General features: G+C 21.6%; 26 protein-coding genes. 25 read left to right on the forward strand and 1 reads right to left on the reverse strand.

All coding sequences use genetic code 4. The features are described 5' to 3' along the window. The first annotated feature begins 610 nt into the window (after positions 1 to 610). From SDAV_RS05875 to SDAV_RS05990, 25 genes are all read left to right on the forward strand, one after another. Positions 611 to 856, forward strand: coding sequence for a hypothetical protein (locus SDAV_RS05875; RefSeq protein WP_105298802.1), 246 nt, complete (start codon positions 611 to 613; stop codon positions 854 to 856). 442 nt (positions 857 to 1298) lie between these two features. Continuing rightward, positions 1299 to 1568, forward strand: coding sequence for a hypothetical protein (locus SDAV_RS05880; protein WP_114564125.1), 270 nt, complete (start codon positions 1299 to 1301; stop codon positions 1566 to 1568). Beyond that, positions 1561 to 1995, forward strand: a complete 435-nt coding sequence (locus SDAV_RS05885) for a DUF3627 domain-containing protein (protein ID WP_114564124.1) — start codon at positions 1561 to 1563, stop codon at positions 1993 to 1995. Before SDAV_RS05880 ends, SDAV_RS05885 begins: the two co-directional genes overlap by 8 nt. A gap of 152 nt (positions 1996 to 2147) precedes the next feature. Further along, positions 2148 to 2879 carry a DNA-methyltransferase gene (locus SDAV_RS05890; RefSeq protein ID WP_114564123.1) on the forward strand — a complete coding sequence of 244 codons (732 nt, stop codon included), beginning with the start codon at positions 2148 to 2150 and terminating at the stop codon, positions 2877 to 2879. 17 nt (positions 2880 to 2896) lie between these two features. Continuing rightward, positions 2897 to 3130 carry a hypothetical protein gene (locus tag SDAV_RS05895; RefSeq protein WP_114564122.1) on the forward strand — a complete coding sequence of 78 codons (234 nt, stop codon included), beginning with the start codon at positions 2897 to 2899 and terminating at the stop codon, positions 3128 to 3130. Beyond that, a complete protein-coding gene (locus SDAV_RS05900; RefSeq protein WP_114564121.1) occupies positions 3099 to 3638 on the forward strand; it encodes a hypothetical protein in 540 nt (179 codons plus the stop codon). The genes SDAV_RS05895 and SDAV_RS05900 overlap by 32 nt, the downstream gene beginning before the upstream one ends. Positions 3639 to 3974: 336 nt before the next feature. Continuing rightward, on the forward strand, positions 3975 to 4145 hold the full coding sequence (locus SDAV_RS12015) for a hypothetical protein (RefSeq protein ID WP_186823328.1): 171 nt from the start codon (positions 3975 to 3977) through the stop codon (positions 4143 to 4145). A 1-nt stretch (position 4146) separates the two neighbouring features. Continuing rightward, positions 4147 to 4482 (forward strand): hypothetical protein, encoded by a 336-nt coding sequence (locus tag SDAV_RS05910; RefSeq protein ID WP_114564119.1) that lies wholly within the window; start codon positions 4147 to 4149, stop codon positions 4480 to 4482. A 1-nt stretch (position 4483) separates the two neighbouring features. Beyond that, positions 4484 to 4621, forward strand: a complete 138-nt coding sequence (locus SDAV_RS12020; protein ID WP_157092848.1) for a hypothetical protein — start codon at positions 4484 to 4486, stop codon at positions 4619 to 4621. Position 4622: 1 nt separating this feature from the next. Continuing rightward, positions 4623 to 4931 carry a pentapeptide repeat-containing protein gene (locus SDAV_RS05915; RefSeq protein ID WP_114564118.1) on the forward strand — a complete coding sequence of 103 codons (309 nt, stop codon included), beginning with the start codon at positions 4623 to 4625 and terminating at the stop codon, positions 4929 to 4931. Beyond that, positions 4931 to 5137, forward strand: a complete 207-nt coding sequence (locus SDAV_RS05920) for a hypothetical protein (RefSeq protein ID WP_105298404.1) — start codon at positions 4931 to 4933, stop codon at positions 5135 to 5137. Before SDAV_RS05915 ends, SDAV_RS05920 begins: the two co-directional genes overlap by 1 nt. Positions 5138 to 5152: 15 nt before the next feature. Then, positions 5153 to 5401 carry a hypothetical protein gene (locus SDAV_RS05925; RefSeq protein WP_114564117.1) on the forward strand — a complete coding sequence of 83 codons (249 nt, stop codon included), beginning with the start codon at positions 5153 to 5155 and terminating at the stop codon, positions 5399 to 5401. Then, positions 5401 to 5745: a hypothetical protein gene (locus SDAV_RS05930; protein ID WP_114564116.1), complete on the forward strand. Its 345-nt coding sequence runs from the start codon at positions 5401 to 5403 to the stop codon at positions 5743 to 5745. Before SDAV_RS05925 ends, SDAV_RS05930 begins: the two co-directional genes overlap by 1 nt. Then, the gene (locus SDAV_RS05935; protein ID WP_114564115.1) at positions 5745 to 6422 is read left to right on the forward strand and encodes a hypothetical protein; all 678 of its coding nucleotides are present in this window, start codon (positions 5745 to 5747) and stop codon (positions 6420 to 6422) included. Before SDAV_RS05930 ends, SDAV_RS05935 begins: the two co-directional genes overlap by 1 nt. A 5-nt stretch (positions 6423 to 6427) precedes the next feature. After that, positions 6428 to 7147 carry a PD-(D/E)XK nuclease family protein gene (locus tag SDAV_RS05940; RefSeq protein ID WP_114564114.1) on the forward strand — a complete coding sequence of 240 codons (720 nt, stop codon included), beginning with the start codon at positions 6428 to 6430 and terminating at the stop codon, positions 7145 to 7147. Positions 7148 to 7237: 90 nt separating this feature from the next. Next, a complete protein-coding gene (locus SDAV_RS05945; protein ID WP_114564113.1) occupies positions 7238 to 7672 on the forward strand; it encodes a single-stranded DNA-binding protein in 435 nt (144 codons plus the stop codon). Continuing rightward, positions 7663 to 7905: a hypothetical protein gene (locus SDAV_RS05950; protein ID WP_114564112.1), complete on the forward strand. Its 243-nt coding sequence runs from the start codon at positions 7663 to 7665 to the stop codon at positions 7903 to 7905. The genes SDAV_RS05945 and SDAV_RS05950 overlap by 10 nt, the downstream gene beginning before the upstream one ends. A 119-nt stretch (positions 7906 to 8024) precedes the next feature. Continuing rightward, positions 8025 to 8879, forward strand: coding sequence for a recombinase RecT (locus SDAV_RS05955; RefSeq protein ID WP_114564111.1), 855 nt, complete (start codon positions 8025 to 8027; stop codon positions 8877 to 8879). A gap of 4 nt (positions 8880 to 8883) precedes the next feature. Further along, positions 8884 to 9237 carry an HNH endonuclease gene (locus SDAV_RS05960; protein WP_071937496.1) on the forward strand — a complete coding sequence of 118 codons (354 nt, stop codon included), beginning with the start codon at positions 8884 to 8886 and terminating at the stop codon, positions 9235 to 9237. A 12-nt stretch (positions 9238 to 9249) separates the two neighbouring features. Next, positions 9250 to 10362 carry a DNA (cytosine-5-)-methyltransferase gene (gene dcm, locus SDAV_RS05965; protein WP_114564109.1) on the forward strand — a complete coding sequence of 371 codons (1113 nt, stop codon included), beginning with the start codon at positions 9250 to 9252 and terminating at the stop codon, positions 10360 to 10362. 17 nt (positions 10363 to 10379) lie between these two features. Then, positions 10380 to 10661, forward strand: a complete 282-nt coding sequence (locus SDAV_RS05970) for a hypothetical protein (protein WP_114564108.1) — start codon at positions 10380 to 10382, stop codon at positions 10659 to 10661. A 78-nt stretch (positions 10662 to 10739) separates the two neighbouring features. Next, on the forward strand, positions 10740 to 11474 hold the full coding sequence (locus tag SDAV_RS05975) for a DNA-methyltransferase (protein ID WP_114564107.1): 735 nt from the start codon (positions 10740 to 10742) through the stop codon (positions 11472 to 11474). Continuing rightward, complete coding sequence (locus SDAV_RS05980) at positions 11461 to 12138, forward strand: type II restriction endonuclease (RefSeq protein ID WP_105298385.1); 678 nt, start codon at positions 11461 to 11463, stop codon at positions 12136 to 12138. Before SDAV_RS05975 ends, SDAV_RS05980 begins: the two co-directional genes overlap by 14 nt. 361 nt (positions 12139 to 12499) lie before the next feature. Then, positions 12500 to 13003, forward strand: a complete 504-nt coding sequence (locus SDAV_RS05985; RefSeq protein WP_114564889.1) for a hypothetical protein — start codon at positions 12500 to 12502, stop codon at positions 13001 to 13003. A 2-nt stretch (positions 13004 to 13005) separates the two neighbouring features. Beyond that, positions 13006 to 14709, forward strand: coding sequence for a terminase large subunit (locus SDAV_RS05990; RefSeq protein ID WP_114564890.1), 1704 nt, complete (start codon positions 13006 to 13008; stop codon positions 14707 to 14709). Between the two features lie 42 nt (positions 14710 to 14751). Here the strand turns inward: SDAV_RS05990 and SDAV_RS05995 are convergent, their stop codons facing one another. Next, complete coding sequence (locus tag SDAV_RS05995; protein WP_114564891.1) at positions 14752 to 15489, reverse strand: hypothetical protein; 738 nt, start codon at positions 15487 to 15489, stop codon at positions 14752 to 14754. Positions 15490 to 16033 lie beyond the last annotated feature (544 nt).

Raw genomic sequence — 16033 nt, forward strand, 5'->3', positions numbered from 1 at the left:
TTTTAATAAAAATGCATTTTTTGCTGTGATTAAATTTAAAAAAATATAAAAATTTGTTGACAATAAAATTAAACATGGTATCTTTAAATTAAGTATGTGGATTATTTATTCCATAATTTCTTAAATATACTAAATACCCTTAAATAATTTATACAATCATAATGACTGTATAAAAAAAAGTAGGGTATAAAAATATAAAGAAATTAAATAAGAATAATTAAACCATTTACTAAAATGGTTTTTTTATTTGAAAAAACCTAAAATAACTAATTGATTCAAAACAAGGACAGCATCTTTATATATTTATAATTTTTAAAATAATAAAAAAGTTGTTTCCTTTCTGAAAAAAACCATATTAAATTAAGAAATTAGTAAATAATACACATACTAACTTAGTAAAGGTGTTGTCCTTGTTTTGTTTCACTTAGTTATATTAATAAATCAATCGTTAAATATTAGATTGGAGAAACTAAAAATGGAAAAAATCAACATTATGATTAAATGCAGTAAATGCGGAATGCCAAAGCGAATTCATAAAGTTAAACATCGCGGAAAAACAGAATGATTTGAAGATATTTATTATGGTTAATATTAAATTTGATTTATAAAAATGAAAATTATTAAACAACAAAAAATATGTGATGTTATTAATTGTTATAAATTATCATCATTTATCACCGAAGAATTTGAAACAAATAAAATTTTATGAACTTGTGAAAATCACAAAGTTTTATTAAATCAAATTAAGTATATAAACAAAGAAAAAATTTGACTTTATAATAATTTGGAAAATTCAAGGATAGAAGTTGATTGAAAAACTGGGTATTTAAAAATCTTTTTTAGTAAAATTAAATAATTCTAATATAACAAGATGAATAACTCATCTATGGCACACTAGTTATGTTATTTGATTTATTAATTTTAATTTTATATTTCTTTTATTAAACTTGTTAATAGTATTTTTCAGTGTGCCAATTTTTACTATTTTATATTTTTAATAATGTTAATAACAATGTTTATTAAACAATAAATAAACAATAGATAAACAATATAAAAACATTAAAAAAAACAATAGATAAACATTAAATATAACAATGTTTATTAAACAATAAATAAACAATAGATAAACAATATAAAAACATTAAAAAAAACAATAGATAAACATTAAATATAACAATGTTTATTAAACAATAAATAAACTATAGATAAACAATATAAAAACATTAAAAAAAACAATAGATAAACATTAAATATAACAATGTTTATTAAACAAATATTTAGTTAGGAGGTTTTAACTAATGAAAAAACAAAATAAAAAACAGTTTATTATTAATAATTTATTATATTCTTTTGTATATTTTTTATCTTTAATTAGTTTTATTTTAATTATTTTCGGTTTTATTTCAAATAAAAGAACAATATACGATATTTTATTTCTTTCTTTACATTTATTTTTATTATTTATTATTTTATTTTATGAAGTTAAAAAGCATATATCACAAATTAAAGAATTTAAAAGAACAATAGAAGAAAGTAAAAAAAAGAAAGATTTTGATAAAATTGATTAATTTTGTTAAGAAAAATAAGAATATAGAAAATTGTTTTATTAGTAAGAATTTTATATCTTTTGCAACAGAAAAAGCAAGTTTTATAAATTTACCTAATCATAATCGTCATATTGGTTTTTGATTGAGTAATAAGTTTATTTATCAGAGTGAAAAAAATTGTAATCAAGTAGCAATCGGTTTAATTTATGATAATTCTTATCCTATTCTAAAATATGATGAAAATTTAAAGCGTAATATTTGAAAGAGTTTAACTGGAACGGAATTAATTAATTTATATAATCAATATAAACAAAATTACTCTACTAATATGAAAAAAGCATTATTTTCAAGTGAACCTAAAAAAGTAAAAACAAATAAAAATAATTTAACAAATTTAAGTGTTGAAAAAAAAGAACAATTAATTAAAGACTTAAAAAGTTTAAATTAAAATATTCCCAAAAAAGTTTTAAATAATATACAAAGTTTTAAGATTATATATTAAATAGACATAACATATAAAGCTCACTGCATATTTTAAAACACAATAGTATAGTGCCTGCGTTCACCTTTAAAGTGAAGCGAAAGGCAAAGGGTGAAAAAATGTTTAAAACAAATTTAGGAAAATTAATAAATGGAGATGCTTTGGAATTTATAAAGACATTAGAAAACGATAGCGTTGATTTAATATTAACTGATCCGCCCTATTTATATAATTTATCAAAAAGAGAAAACGAACAAAAAAATGAAAAAAGCAATATAACCAAAAGCATAAATAAATATATTAATGCTATCTATGATAATAATTTACATAATTCATTTGATATAAATACTTATTTAGATGAGTTTTATCGAATTTCAAAAAATAAATTTATGTTAATTTGAATGAATAGACAACAAATTATAGATTATTTAGATTGAGTTCGTAAAAAAGATATGCTTTATGATTTTATCCTTTGAAACAAAACAAATCCAATGCCAACTAATAATCATATTTATCAAGATAAAGAATATTGTATGATAATTTATTCTAAAAAACATCGAATTCCGAATTATAAAAATGATTATGAAAGTAAAAAAACAATTTTTAATTATTCAATCGGAAAAAAATTAACGAGACACCCAACAGAAAAACCATTATATATATTTAATCGATTAATTAGTAAATATAGTAAAGAAAATGATTTAATTTTAGATTGTTTTATGGGAAGTGGCACAACCGCGTATGCTTGTGAACAATTAAAACGAAAGTGATTGGGTTGTGAAATAAATAATGAATATTACAAAATAATTAAAAAAAGATTAAAAGATATTCAGTTTAAATTTGAATTTTAAGAGAAAGGAAAGAAAAAATGAATATTGCTTCAATTTTGACTAAGTTAGAAAAAATAGAATTAGAACAAGAAAAACAAAAACTTTATTTAATTGCATTATCTAATTGTGGTTTGTCTGACTTACAAAAAACAGAATTATTAAACAACATTAATTTAATTGATGAAGAATATAAACAAAAACAAAAAGATAAACGACAAGCTAAAAAATTGGGCCTTAGTTATGCTAAATATAAAAAAATGCAAAAACAATAATTATTTTTTATTAATTAAAAACATAAATTATATAGCAGTTTTAATTGCGATGATGGTTGTATTATCCCAAGTAATGCGAATACAAATTATTTTAAGAACATCAATTCCATTATTTTTAATTCCAGTTTTTATTAGTACTTTTATTTTAAATTGATATTGATGTTTATTTATTGGTTTTGTTGGTCATTTATTAGTTGATTTATCATTATGAGGTTTTACGCTAGGATCATTATGTTGAAATTTAGGAACTGGTTTATTAGCAATTTTATTAAGGATTATTTATTTAATAAAATGTCATAATTTCTGAAAAATTATCCTACTATTATTAATAAATTTAATAATTTATTTTCCAATTGATTTTATACTTTTTTGATTAAATCTTGGAATTTTAAATATAGAACAAATAATAATCGGAGTTTTAATTGTAAACACAATATGCTTACCAACTTTTTATTTATTAAGTATCAAAATAATAAAAAAAATTAACCAAGGAAATTTAAGGAGGTAAAGATGAAAAAGTTAAATAAAAAAACCATCAAAAAAATAAATGAATTAATGCTTAGAAGTTATCTAGTTTCAAAAGATGAAATTACTGATGAACATTGAGCATTAAATACTAGAAAGAATTAGGAGAAAAAAATGGCAAGTTATAAACATTGTAATCAATGTAGAAGAATATACCTTCCTAGTGATTATGAAATTAAAAATAAACCCTTAGAAACTTTAAAAAAAATTAAAATACATGGTCATTTTGAAATGACATTTAAATTTAATAGTTATTGTGGCATTACGGAACATAGACATAGTGGCATAACTATAAAAGAATATTCGGAGGAAATAAATTATGGAAAAAAGATACTTATTAGTAATGAAATTTGAAAATGAAGTTCTAACTAAATCGTTTTATACATTAAAAGAAGCAAAAATTACTGCTAGTGTTGAAAATGAAAATGAATGATTAACAACCATTATTGATTTAGAAAACGAAAATATTAAATGACAAGGAGATAAATAATATGAAAGAAATTAGAAATTTACAATTATCAGAATTTCAAAAAGAAATTATTAATAAATTAGATGATGAGTACTGCTATAAAATTTCATCACAAGAACAAAATAAAGATACCGCTATTAATATTATTGATAATGATGGTAATTTCTTGTTAGAAATATCAAGTAGCGACGACTATGTATCAATAAATGAATTAATAAAAAATAGGGAAAAAAGCATTGAAAATCTTAATGGATATCTTAAAAAAAGTTTAAATATGTGTAAACCATATACTGAAAGCATTGAAAATCATAAAAAAACTATTAAATTATTAGAACTTATATTAAAGGAGAATAAATAATATGTGAAAAGATGAAGATGGCAAAGTTTACACAAAAGAAGATTTATTTAATGAAGCATTAGAAGAATGTCATTCAGAAGAAAGTGCTTATGACTATATTGATACTTTAATTGCAGAAAAGAATTTGGAGGAATTATAAAATGAAAACATTACAAGATTTAATTAAAGATTTAACAGGAATTGATGTTGAACAAAATCAAATCAGTAAATATTTAGCAATTAAAACATTAGATTTACGAGGTGCTTATTTACGAAGTGCTAATTTACAAGGTACTGATTTATGATGTGCTGATTTATGATGTGCTAATTTAGAATATGCTAATTTACGAAGTGCTAATTTAGAAAATGCTTGTTTAGTAGGTGCTAATTTAGAAAATGCTTGTTTATTAGGTGCTAGAATTACAAAAAAACAATTAGACCAATTAACTGTTATTAAGGAGGATGAATAATGGGAAAAAGAAAATATTGTGAAGATTGTCAAGAAGACGGATTTAATATTCCTTATGATGGTTATTATTGGTCTTTTTCAGATGAAAGATATACACAAAAAGAAATTGATTTTATTGTTAGCGAATGTTCTGCTAGAGAATTAAGACAAAATTTTAAAGCTAAATTGCATTATGTATGTGCTAATTGCCTTATTTCATATTGCTAGTGAGGAGGATAAATAATGGCAAAATATTGTAAAAAATGTCAATGCCCTGTTAATCAAATTAACTCTGATTATTGTTTATTTTGTGATAATGATGTACTTAAAGAAGAACTTACAGAATTAAAACAACAAATATTATATAAAGAAGATTTTCAAAAAGTAACTTGTTTATGAGAACATAGTTCAATTTGCTGCGATAATGGAATAACATTTTATCTTAAAGATAATTCTAAATATGACAAATTACCTAGTAAGGACGATGAATAATGAATATAACAGTTAAAGAATTAATAAAAGACCAATTAGATTGAGCAGATGATTCGGGGAAATATGGGGATTTGACTTTTCCTGTTATTCTTGAATCATATAAAGAAATATTTGAAAATATTTTAGAAACATATAAAAAAGAGCTTGATGAATTAAAACAACAAATATTATATAAAGAAGATTTTTGACCTCAATCATATTGTATAAATTGTGAAAAAGTTGACAGATGTATATTATCAAGTTGTTCAGAAAATACTTGAAGAAACAACTATGTTTTAAAAGAAAATTATGTTTTAAAACATAATCCTAAATATGACAAATTACCTAATAAGGAGGAAAAATAATGGATGTAATAAAAAGCGAAAATCAAATAAATCAAATTATTAAAACAAATAAAGATTTAGATGATTTTAAAAATAAAGATGAATTTATTATCTCAACATTAAAAAAATGTGTGGCAAATAATTTATTATTTTTAAAAAATATTGATAATGATTTAAAAAATTTGAATAATTTAATTAAAAATATTAACAATTTTCAAGTTAATAACAAAAGTGATGCAGATTATGGTACTGAATTAAAAATATTATTAAAATCTACAATTAAAAAAATAATAACTCCAATTGTTAATAATCGATCAGAACTTAAAATAATTGATAGTTTGTATAGATACATTACTAAATCTTTTGAAAAATTAGAAACAGATGTTATTCAAATTGAAATATTGACTAAACAAATTAATTGAATGAATGCGGCTGAAAATCAATTAAAAGAATTAAATAATAATAAAGAAAATAATTTAATTTCTGAAATTTTGAATAAAGAAGACATAAAAGTTAAAGGTTTAAAAACAAAATTAGATTTAAAAATAAATATTATTGATATTGAAAAAGTGCCAGAAAAATTTATTATTAAAACTATTGATGAAGAAGCGATTAAAAAAGCAATTAAAGAAAATAATAATGAAATTCCAAATATTAATGGTTTAGAAATATTATATGAAAAGAAACATCATTTTTAAAGATAATGCAATTTATTAGTAATAATATTAAATTAAAATATAATGTAAATTTTGAAAAAGATAACCATTCTTATTTTATAGATAATATTGTTTTCCCCAGCATTACCGCTATTATTAGTTATTTTAATAATACTGAAATTCAATACGATAAATTAATGAAAAATAATGAACTTTTTAAAAAAGCAACCGAAAGAGGAAAAATTATTCATGAGTTTATTTCACGGATTTTATATGATGCAATTTTCCAAACAGAAAATAGAAAAAATTATAAAACAATTATTAAAAATAGTAAAAAAATATCAACAATAAAAGAAAGTTTAAAAATAATTGAGTTATTCTATAATTTTTTTAATAGAATAAAAAACGATTTTATTAAATCAATTATTATGTTTGAAACACCCTTATCCGACGGAAAAGTGTGTGGCACTCCCGATTTAATTTATTATGAAAATAACAAAGCTATTGTTGTTGATTTTAAAACTTGAAAATACTTTAATGCTGAAAAAATTAACAAAGCAAAAATACAAATTACAGCATATAATTATTTACTTGAAAAAAATAATATTTTTACTAGTAATATTGGTGAAATTTGAATAATTAACGAAAATGGTGTTAATATAAATCGTTTCAATATTACCAATCAATTAAAGTTAGAATGACAAGAAATAATGCATACATTTTTAAAAAATAATTCTAATAAGGAGAAAAGAAACTATGAAAATTAAAAACTATTGTCCCAAATTAAAATATTGAGGTTATTGTTTTAAATGCAACAAAGAAAATAAAAAACCAAAACACTAGAAAGGAATATTAGTATGAATCAATTTATTGCCATTGGTAGAACAACAAAAGATATTGAAATTAAAAGAACACAAAATGGTAAAGAATATGCCATGTTTCAATTAGCAGTAACAAGACCACATTCAACCCAAAAAGAAACTGATTTTATTCCTTGTCAAGTTTGAAATAAACAAGCAAGTGTATTACAGCAATATTGTCAAAAAGGTAGTCAAATTGCAATTACAGGTATTTTACAATCTTTTAAAGACAAAGAAAATAAAACACAGTGAACGGTAAGAGTTTATAGTTGTCAATTTTTACAAACTAATAATAATTTAAAAAATAGCACACCGCCCATAACACCCACAAAAATAAATCAGACCCAATCAGCAACAAGAAATATTCGTTTAGAAGAAATAGAAGCAAATAAATCATTTGAAAATAATGATGATGCGATTTTATGAGATTAAATATGGAAACTAATAAATATATTTTATGTTATCGTTCTGAAAAAGGTAAACAACCATGTAAAACTTATTTTGGTGAATATATAACTGGTATTGATGTTGAAGATGTCAATATTAATTCAACTTGGGAATGAGAATATTTTAAAAAAAATTATGGTGAAAATAATTTAGTTATTTGTAAAGATGATAAGTTAGATCTAATTTTAGAAAGAAAAAAATATAATGAAAAAATGTAATAAATATCGTAATCATTTTTTAAAATGTAAAAATATAAAATTATGCTTTTTTACAAAATTACATAAATATAATTGCTATTTGTGTTATTTGTGAAAAATAAAAAAGGAGAAAAAATAAAATGAATAATAAAATTGAATTAATATTAAATAATTCAAAAGTTAATAATTGAATTAATGAAAAATTAACAAATCAGAAAGAAATTAATTTATTTCGTAAAAATATCTTAACAATTTATAATAATAATCCCAATTTATTTGATAAAGAAAAAATAAATTTAATGAGTGTTTTATCTGCTTGTGTAAAAGCAATGTTATTAGATTTACCGTTAGATCCTAACTTAGGATATGCCTATATTGTTCCATATAATGGAAAAGGACAGTTGCAAATTGGTTATAAGGGTTATATTCAGTTAGCAATCCGAACAGGAAAATATTTAACAATAAACGCAATAGAAGTAAAACAAGGTGAATTATTAAATTTTGATGAATTAGAACAAGAATACAATTTTAAATGAATAACCAACGAAAATGAGCGAACAAAAAAAGAAACAATCGGATATGTTGCGTTTTTTAAACTACTAAATGGTTATAAAAAAACTTTATATTGAAGTAAAGAAAAATGCGAAAATCATTTTAAAACATATTCTAAGAATTATCAAACTTACGGAAAATTTACGGCTGGAAGTTATGAGGGAATGGCACTTAAAACAGTATTAACCCAACTTTTAAGAAAATGAGGTATTATGTCAGTTGAAATGCAAGAAGCCTATCAACATGATCAAGCAATAATTATTAATAACAGCAAAGAGTTTAGTGATAATCCTAACATAAAAAATAAAGAAGATAACAATGTTATTGAAATAAATAACAAAAAAGATGAATTAAATCTAAATTTAGAACAAGAATTTAGCAGTAATGAAATAAATGATGATGAAGAAATTGCTAAAGCTGTTAATGAAATGTTTTCTGATTAATAAAATGAAAAATAATTGAAAAGATTATGATAAAAATCGTCCAATTAGACATAAATTTTATCGCAATAAAAAATGAGTAAAAATAAGAAACGATTATTTTAATAGCAAAATGGGAATATGTGAACGATGTTATCAAAAAAGATATATAGTTAATGGCGTTATTGTTCATCACAAAGAATATATTACCGATCAAGATTTTATTAATTGAAACATTGATAAACTTTTTGCTTGAAAAAATTTAGAACTATTATGTATGAAATGCCACAATAAAGAACACAAAACCGAAAAAGGATATCGCGATAATGTCATAATTGACGAAAAAACTGGCAAAGTAAAAATAATCGATAAAGAAGAATAAAAAGAGGTTATTATGATTAAAGTAATAGAATTATTTGCTGGAATTGGAAGTCAAAGAAAAGCATTAGAAAATATTGAAATTAAACATAAGATAGTTGCTATTTGTGATAATGATAAATATGCTGAAAAATCATATCGAGCAATTTTTAATGATTATGACACACCAAATTTAGGTGATATTACCAAATTAGAAACTTTACCGTATGCCGATTTAATAACTTGATCATTTCCATGTCAAGACATATCAAACGCCAATAATAATGGACAAGGATTAAATGGTAATCGAAGTGGTTTAGCTTACAAAGTTGTTGATTTAATAAAAACAATGCCAATAAAACCTCAATATCTTTTAATGGAAAATGTGCCAAATTTATTAAGTAAAAAGTTTTTTGTTGGATTTCAAAATCTACAAAATCAACTTAATAAATTAGGATATCATAACCAATATTTTACAATGAATGCCAAGGATTATGGAATTCCCCAAAATAGAAAAAGATTGTTTATGATTTCAACATTAAAGCAAGATTTTAAATTTCAATATTCCCAACCTTGTAATTTAAAATTTTTAGTAAAAGATATTTTAGAAAACAATGTAAATGAAAAATATTTTATTAGACAAGAATCAATGAAAAAAGCAGTTGAGAACAATAAAATTAAAATTATTGAACAATGTGCTTATACAATTACAACAAAACAAATGCGATGAGGAAACGCAGGAATTATTGCAATTCCATCAATTAAGGATTATGGTAATTTTATTGTTTTACCACGAGCAAAAGATGGTTTGCTAATTAATGGATCATATAATCGGTTTTGAAAAACAGAAAATAATTATATAGGAACAATCGCAGCAAGTAATGTCAATAAAATTATGATTGATAATAAAATACAAAATCAATATACTAATAAAATATTATCTTTTTTAATTGATGAAAAAGAATACTTTTTACGAGTATTAACTCCAAGAGAATGTTGATTATTAATGGGGTTTAGTAATAAAGACTTTGATAAAGCAAGCAAAGTTGTTTCAGAAACACAACTTTATAAACAAGCTGGTAATAGCATTGTGATTGATGTATTAGAAAATATTTTTATAAAAATGTTTAAAACAGAAAAGAAAAATTAACAAAGGAGAAAATACAAATGAAAAAAGTAAATAAAGAAATATCAGATGAAATAATGAAATATGTAATTAATTCTGATTTTGATAATTTAAGAAATATAACTAATGAATTATATATAAAAGGTAATTTTTCTAACGAAACTAAGGAAATGTTATTCGATATAATTAATAAATTTGATAAAACAACTATTAAAGAAAATAAACGAATTGTAATACCTGTAAAAAAAATCACTGATGAAAATAGTATTTTTTCAGTATCTCCGAAAAAGAAAAAGAAAATAATAAATATCGTTTTTAAATAAAAAATAATAAAATAATTTAATTTTAAATATATTAAAATTAAAGATGATAATATTAAATATGAAATGAGGTAAATATATATGGAAAATAATAAATCTGTTTTTACAAAAATTAGAACAAAAAAAATGCCATTTGGTATAGATATATTTAAAAATAAAATTATGAAATTTAATTTTAAATATTTTATAAATGGTTTTGAATTACTTAGTAATTTAAAGGATGACTCAATTCCTGTAGTTTTTTTTGATCCACAATATAGAGGTATTTTAGATAAAATGTCATATGGCAATGAAGGAAAACGGCAAATAAAACGTTCAGAATTAGAACAAATGGATGAAATAACTATTAAGAAATTTATGGAAGAAATAAATAGAGTTTTGATGGAAACAGGACATCTCTTTTTATGGGTAGATAAATTTCATTTATGTCAAGGAATTGCACCTTGAATTAGAAATACAAATTTAACAATAGTTGATATGATTGTATGAGATAAAGAAAGAATGGGAATGGGCTATAGGACGCGGAAACAAAGCGAATATCTTCTTATTTTACAAAAACCGCCAATTAGGGCTAAAAATATTTGAAAAACACGTAATATTAGAGATGTTTGATCAGAAAAAATTGATGTTAAAATTCACCCACACCAAAAACCACGTGGTTTGCAAGAAATTTTAATAGAAGCGGTTTCTAATGAGGGAGATGTTATTTTAGATCCAGCAGCTGGGAGTTTTTCTGTAATGGATTCTGCAATAGTTAAAAATAGACTTTTTTTAGGTTCAGATTTAAAGGATTTTACTGAAAATGGCACTAATTAGTGAAAGAAAGAAAAAAATTAATTCAAGTGGTTCATATGCAAGAGTTTTTAATAATATAGATTTAGGTGAACTTATTACAAAAATTCATTCAACTTCTATTTCAAACGGTAATGAACTAGAAAGAATTATTTTGGAAAAATCTGAATATGTAATTAGTAATGTAAATGAATTTGAAAGAATTTTAAGAAGAGAAGAAATAAATTGAAATATTGTAATAATTCCCAAAAAAATTGTAAAAAAATCATCTGTTAGTAATTCAAAAGAACCTGATTTTATAGTTATTCAAAAAACAAACGAAACATTAAATATTATTGAATTAAAAGATGGTTGAGTTTTTGATACAAAAAAAGCAATTGGAGAATATGAACAACTTTTAGAATTTCAAAATGATATTTCTAAAATTGTTAGTTTTAAGACTAAAATTTATATGTGTAGTTTTAATAATAATGATAAAAATGAGATATTTAAAGGATTTAAGAAAAAGATACCTTTAGAGGATATTATGATAGGACAAGAATTTTGTAAATTACTAGGTCTAGATTATTATTCAATAGATTTGGAACGTAGAAATCATGCAAATAAAAATTTACAATATTTTATTCAAGAACTTTTAAAAATTGATATTGTAAAAACTGAAATTATTAAACAACTAAATAAAAAATAATTAATAAATATAAATTTTAAAATTTTTTAGTATTATACTTATATTATAAATTTTTATAATAAATATAGACATCTAATATATGTTTGGTATTTCTTTTATTTTTTTACTTATTTAAAACAACATTTAATTTTGTTGTTTTTTATTTGACAAATAATTTTAATGACGGTATCATCACGGTGTAATTAGTTATATAAATATTAATTTTATTTTACTTATATACCCCCCTATAAGTCCTTTAAAATAAGGACTTTTTGGGTTCCGATGTGGTGGGGTTCCGTGTACACTTTTTTTAATTTTGAAAAAAACCGCACTTTTATACTAAAAATAATAAAAAACCCCGTAAATAAAGGAGTTTTTATAAATGAATGAGTTAAAAAATAACAAAAAACAAGCAAAAAATAGCCAAAATTTAACAAAAAATGCCCCTTTTTTGACAAAAAATGAAAGCATTTTAACAAAAGAAAACAATAACTTAAACCAACAAAAAAACCTTTTAAATTGAGAAAAAGATAAAGAAAAATTAATAAATAAATATAAACGATTTTTAAAAGAAAAAAATGTTATTTTAGATATTATTAAACTTGATTTTTTAGAAGAATTTTGTACCCTTAAATTAACTTTAAATAACATTAATAATGAAATCCAAACCTTAATTAATGACGGTAAATTATTTTCTGAAACCGATAATAATCGCGGAAAACCAAAAGAAGTAAGACACCCCGCTTTAATTTCTTATGGACAAGCATATAAAGATTATAAAGCTGGATATGAAATAATAGAACAATGAATAAAAATAGCTAATCAAAAAGATAATTCCGATACTTTTAATTTTAATAATTTATATGATAATTCAGAGGAAAAATAAGAATGCAAGCAAATAATGAAAAAACAAATTTAGAACTATATTATGAATGAATAAATAAAAACTCCAATAAAAATAAAGTTGGAATAAAAATTAAAAAAATTGTTTCCACATTAGTAAAAGAATTAAAATCAAATAAAGATTATTATTTTAATCACAAAGAAGCAAATAAAACAATTAGCTTTATTGAAAAATCTTGCTTTCATACAACTGGAGAATATAATAAACAAAATTTTAAATTAGAATTATGGCAAAAAGCATTTTTAGAAGCATTATATGGTTTTTATGATAAAAAAACAAATTTAAGAAGATTTAAAGAAGCACTCTTAATTGTCGGAAGAGGAAATGGAAAAACCGCCCTTGCTTCTGCAATCGCTTTAAAAAGTTTAATTTTAGATAATGAAGCAAATGCCGAACTTTATTCTATTGCAACCAAACGAGATCAAGCAAAAAGAGTTTATGAAGAAATGCGACGAATGATTTTTATTAATCCTAACTTAAATAAAATTTTAAAAGTTAAGCGAGATAAAATAGAGTTTATACATAATAATTCTTTTTTTCAACCACTATCATCAGAAACAAAAACATTAGATGGTTTAAACCCCTATTTTGTTGTTTTAGATGAAGTAGCAATGATGGAAAAGCGTGACATTTATGATGTTATGCGAACAGCAACCGCAAAAAGAAAAGATTATTTAATGTTATTAATAACAACCAATGGATCTATTAGAGAAAATATTTTCGATGAAAGATATTCTTATGCTGAGAAAGTTTTAGAAAACACAATAAAAGATAATAAATTTTTACCTTGAATTTATGAACTTGATGAAAGAAATGAATGAAAAAATTTTAACAATCTTTATAAAGCTAATCCAAATTTGGGTATTTCTAAATATATTGATAATTTTAAAGCCGAATGACAAGAAGCATTAATTACACCAACTCAACAACCAAATTTTTTAATTAAACATTGTAATTTAAAGAGCAATTTAGATAGTGCCCTTTTTAGTCGATTAGATTTAGAAACTAAAAATAATAAAATTATTAATACCGATGAATACTTAATAAAAAATAGAATTTGTACTATTGGAATTGATTTATCAAAAACAAACGATCTAAGTGCAGTTGTATTTTTAATCCCAAATTTAGACACAAATGAATTTATATTATTATCACAATTTTTTATGCCAGAAGCAAGAATAATTGAAAAAACAACAGAAGATAAAATTCCATATAAACTTTACCAAGAACAAGGAATATTAACATTATGCAAAGGAGAAGAAATCAATATTAGTGAAATTGTTAATTATATTATAAATATAATGAAAAAATATAATTTAATTTGTTATGGTATAGGATATGATACTTTTAACTCATATCTTTTAAAACAACATTTAGATAATGCAGGATTTTATCTTATAAATAATTTAATTAGATTTGGAGTAAGAACAATTAGCCCAATTATAAAAGCCCTTAAATTAGAATTTGATGACAATAAATTTGTTTTTAATCAAAACCCTTTATTAAAATTACACTTTAATAATGTTGATGTTCTTATTGATGAAGAAAAAGAAAATATGATGCCAATTAAAAGATCAAAAAACAAACGAATTGACGGATTTATTGCTCTTCTATTTGCTTATAAAATCTTTCGCGATAATAAAGACCGAATTTATATTGAATTATATAAAATATATTCTCAAAAATAAAAAAGAGATTTAATAATCTCTTTTTCTATTCATCCTTAACTTTTATATTACTGATTTATATTGTTTTTTTCAATTTCTTATTATAGAATTGTATTTTTTTAAATTTGTAAATTCTTCGTTATTAATATGTTTTTTTTGTAAAGAATTATATAAATTAGATAACATTTGATAAAATGTTTTTTCTTCTATATAAATACTTTTATTTTTATTGTAATAATCTAGTATTACTATTTCATTTATATTTTTAATTTTAGTTCATGTATTAATAAAAAAAGAATTAGCATTATCATTATTATACATTTCTTTAATTTTTACACCATTTTTTCTATTTCATGGTTTATCTCTGCTAGAAAAATAAAAAATCATAACCTTACTACTAAAATTATTAATTTTTTTAAAAATACATGGCCTATATTCAACCTCACTACATTTTGGATTATAGTATTCACATCTATAAACTTTTAGTTCTTCAATATCTATATTTTGTTTTATTCATTTTCTTTCATAATTATTACGTCAAAAATTAATTGCTTTTATTAAAATATAATAATCAATTTTTAAAGCTTTTCTACTTCTTTTTGACTCAGGATTTATTCGTTTAATTTCTTCTAGTAAAGGAACAATTATTTGTTTTCTTGTATGACTATCAAATAAATTATCTTTTCATGTCCATCAATAATTTTGTTCCTTATCATATTCAGCATAACTTAAAAAAAATACTATTTTTGAATATCATTTATTTCTAATTCTATTTTTATTTATTTTTTTTAGCATATCCATTATTTTTATATCCGTTCTAATTTAATTATTTTATTATTAATTAATAAAGTAAAAGGGCTATACAGCCCCAATATGTACACCTGCATTTCAGCAAGCGAGCCTCCAACAGTCTAACCTGAGGATTAAGTATATTATACATAAATATAATTGTTTGTAAATACCTTTATTATTTGTTTATAAATTGTTTTTTTTATTTGACAAATAATTTTAATGACGGTATCATCACGATAATAAGTAATGATTATTACTTATTGAAAAAAACTTTTTTATTTCTATTGATAAATTAATTTATTAATTTATAATAAAAGTATATAGAAAGTAGTAGATGAATTATTTATTTTTCTATATACATTATTTTTAATAGAATACAAAGTTTTAAGATTATATATTAAATAGACATAACATATAAAGCTCACTGTATTTTATTTAAAAATAAAATTAAAAAAAGTAATGTACATACTTTTTTATTAATTTCTTATATTTAAAGTTAGTTTTTATCTGGAATAAAAACTAATTTTTTTATTTTTATTTGTTTTTTAAAATT

The organism is Spiroplasma phoeniceum P40, assembly GCF_003339775.1.
Taxonomy (GTDB): Bacteria; Bacillota_I; Bacilli_A; order Mycoplasmatales; family Mycoplasmataceae; genus Spiroplasma; species Spiroplasma phoeniceum.